Below are 3,414 nucleotides of genomic sequence, written 5' to 3' on the forward strand. Positions count from 1 at the left end.
GCCGTCGAACAGCGTGGCCGCCGCCGTGCGGGCAACCCCCGCCTCCACCGCCAGCCGCCCGAGCGGCAGCGCGAGGCCGTATTCGGGCAGCATCACGCGCGCGGCCGCCAGCAACTCCTCCCGCTGCGCCGCCCGCAGCCGCGCCCGCTCAGTCTCCCGTCGCTCGCGTCGCTCCTCGGCGTCGTAGGGGTCATAGCGCATGTTCGCTTTATGTTCTATTGATGGGGAGCGAGGCAAGGGGGTTGGGGCGGCGAGGTGTGGGGCGGGAGCGGGCCCGATACGTGCCGCGCGTGGCGCCATGCGCCTAGTCGGGAACCGACGTAAGGTGGGGTGCGCTTCTGCACCCCACCGGCGGGCGCGGCGGGGACAAGCGGGACGTCAATCACTGTCTATGGGTTGGTGTGATGCGCGATGCACCTTACCCTGCGGTTGCTGGTTGCGATGGCGCACGTCAACGAAGCAACGTAATTTAATTGCAAGCGCGCGCTAAGCGGGCCAACGCGATGGTGACCACGGACGCAACGGTTGCAACGAAAAGGCGCGCATATTTACAGGAATATCTCCGACCCTGCTGAATTGACGTCGTTGGCAGCAGCAATCCGAGAGCTCGCCGGCGCCGACCGGGAAGCACTCGGCTTCTTACCCGAAGCGGCTTACGATGACGCGATACGGCGTCGACGCGTCCTGGCAATGATCGACGACAGGGCCACGCCCCCCACCCTTGCCGGCTTCGTCCTCTTTAGCGGCGTGCTCCCGAACGCACGCGTCCAACAGGTCGTTGTCCACCCGGATCACCGGCGCAGGGGGGTCGGCACCGCGCTGCTGCGTGCGCTCACGGCCCATCTCGAGGCCATGGGCTTCGTCAGATTGACTGCAGCCGTGGCTGACGACCTTGGCGCGGCCCAAGCCTTCTACAGTCGCAATGGATTTTCACCGATGCTGCGGAAGCCCGGTGGAAAAGCGCGGGGTCGCACCATCGTTGTCCGCGCCCGCGATCTAGACAATGGACACCTGTTTTCCGTGCTTGATCAGGCAACCACAGCTGAATTTGTTCCCCTCGACCTCGGCCTGCGCGTCCGAGGCGCGCGGCCAGCACCACTCTACGCCATCGACCTTAACGTGCTGTTCGATGTTACGAAACCGGGGCGCGAGGTTCGCCGGCATCTGGCCGAACGGGTGATCGGGGCGGCTCTCGCCCACCGGTTTCGGCTGGTTGTGGCTTCAGAGTTCCTGACCGAGCTTGAGCGGACCAGTTCGGGGAGGACGGACCCGATCCTAGCGATGGCACGCCACCTCCCTCGCCTCCCGGCTGTCGACAAGAACGAGCTTGAGCTGTTAGCCGGATCAATCAAGTCGATAGTCTTTGGCTCTGCCCTGACCGGAGCTGCAGCGCGTCCGCAAGCTACTAGCGACGCCCGACATCTTGCCCACGCAGCGCTCGCCCGAGCCTCTGGCTTTCTAACCAGCGACGGCCCAATCCTCGATGCTAGGGCCAGCCTAATAGCAACCGTTGGAATCGACGCTTTGTCGCTCGACGACTTCGAGGAGTTGCTCGACCAGGGGCATGAGGGCGGATCAAAGGCCGAGGTCATCGTCGCCGGGGAGATAGAAATTGGACCTTGCGCCACCGACGCAGCCTGGGAGCACCTGCGGTCGCAAGGTGTCAGTGGCAGCAACCTCGCACAGTTCAACCCAGGGGCAGCGGTCGCGTCAGCCGCCCGACAGGAGGGAGTTATCGTCGGTCTTGCGCTGCGGCAGCGAGGGCCGGAGGTGGGCGCGCCGGCCAAGTTGATGGTCCACGTCCGGCCAGAACACGTCAGGGCCGAGTTGGTCGCAGAGGCTCTGGTCAACGCCCAGTGTCTGGCGGCATGCGACGAAGGGCCAACCGCGATCGAACTGCAGGACATTCGCCAAGCCGTTGTCCGCCGTGTAGCTCTTCTCCAGGGCTTCCAGCCCAGACGTCAGGAAGAGGCATTCGTTAAGGTGGCCCTTGGACGGCCGGTAACCCAATGCAATTGGACCGCTGTGGCCCGGCTCGCATTGCACAGGACCGAACTGCAGCTGCCGGCCGCCCCGCCAAGAGCCGGAGAAACGATGAAAATTGTCAAACCGGATGGCAGCACCGTCTTGATTGCACCGGACCGGCTAGAGGACGCACTCGGGCCGACGCTAATTGCCTGGGAAGGCCGACCGGCCGCCATTGTCCCGATCACCCAGCCGTATGCGGACGACCTACTCGGGACCTCGTTACAGCGATCACTGCTAGGCAAACCGGCGGCAGCGGTTGCGTCCCGCCGAACCTTTGTCAATACACGCCGGTCAGCCCCCGCACTTCGGCCCGGCACCGCGATGCTATTCTACGAATCAGGCCGGTCCGGAGGACGTGGCGCCATCGTGGCTGTAGCGAGGGTTGTCGATGCAATTATAGCACCGAAGTCGGGCGTCCCGAAGGCGCTGCTACAACGCGCGGTGGTTAGCGACCTGCGGCCCTTGTCGGCGACGGACGAGGTGCTCGTGACAACGTTCGACCATCTGATGCCTGTGCCCGCGCCGATCCGATTGCCACGATTGAGGGCCATGGGCGCGGTCGGAGGCAACAACCTCGTCACCGTAACTACGGTCGGCAGTCACGTGCTTGAGGCAATCCTCGACGAAGGATGGCCATCGCATGTCTGACGGGGCTGACTTCGTAATATCGATCCACACTGTGCACGCGAGGCGGATACTCTCTGGCGAGAAGACCGTGGAACTCCGCCGCCGGGTTGCGCGACTGCGTCCCGGAACTCGGTTGTGGATCTACGAGACCCTCCCTGTCGCAGCCGTTACAGGATATGCGACGGTTGTTAGGTGCGATCGAGACGCGCCGGAAGAATTGTGGCGGCGGTACTCTGATGCCATCGGTGTCGGCCGCGATGCGTTCTTCTCATACCTCGATGGTTGCGTGGAGGCAGTCGCCATAATACTGACCGCCGCCACCAGCTTTAGCCCAGCAGCTACGGCGGCTGATCTACGCCGAGGGCGGGACGGCTTCAGGGCGCCCCGGGTCACGGCCGAGTTGTCAACCGGACAGGTCGACATGCTGCTGGCATTAGCAGAGCGTGCCGAACGGCCAGAACAAAAAGAGGGACCGCGTCGGCGCGAATGCAAAATCTTACGCGGGGTCATCTGACGGAACAGCCTACGGAAGGCGTAGCTCACCCCTAGGTCCGGCCGCTCGCCGGTATCGGCCAAGGCGACGACCCCGGTCATTCGAGGCACGTGCCCCGAACGACCCGGGCCTCGAGGTGGACCGTTCCGATCAGCCTCTTTTGCCGGACCGCGTCGCGCAGGGTGCCGATCCCGGTGACGCGCGGAGCGGTGCGGTGGTCGCGCGGGTTGGGCGTGCGGATGTGGGCGCCTCCGGGGACGGGGTTG

The 3,414-nt window shown here is 64.8% G+C and carries 3 protein-coding genes; 2 read left to right on the forward strand and 1 reads right to left on the reverse strand.

Features of this window, described 5'->3' with window-relative positions; genetic code table 11:
- Positions 1 to 201: hypothetical protein (locus tag B8460_RS21670; RefSeq protein ID WP_048860592.1), on the reverse strand; the 201-nt coding region annotated here is incomplete at its 3' end.
- 384 nt (positions 202 to 585) lie between these two features.
- Between B8460_RS21670 and B8460_RS05580 the strand changes: the two genes are divergently transcribed.
- Together B8460_RS05580 and B8460_RS23725 are read left to right on the forward strand one after the other, a co-directional pair.
- Positions 586 to 2,676, forward strand: a complete 2,091-nt coding sequence (locus B8460_RS05580) for a GNAT family N-acetyltransferase (RefSeq protein WP_148360384.1) — start codon at positions 586 to 588, stop codon at positions 2,674 to 2,676.
- Positions 2,669 to 3,169, forward strand: coding sequence for an ASCH domain-containing protein (locus tag B8460_RS23725; RefSeq protein ID WP_148360386.1), 501 nt, complete (start codon positions 2,669 to 2,671; stop codon positions 3,167 to 3,169). The genes B8460_RS05580 and B8460_RS23725 overlap by 8 nt, the downstream gene beginning before the upstream one ends.
- Positions 3,170 to 3,414: the final 245 nt, after the last annotated feature.

Origin of the sequence: Acidisphaera rubrifaciens HS-AP3 (assembly GCF_000964365.1) — a bacterium.
GTDB lineage: Bacteria > Pseudomonadota > Alphaproteobacteria > Acetobacterales > Acetobacteraceae > Acidisphaera > Acidisphaera rubrifaciens.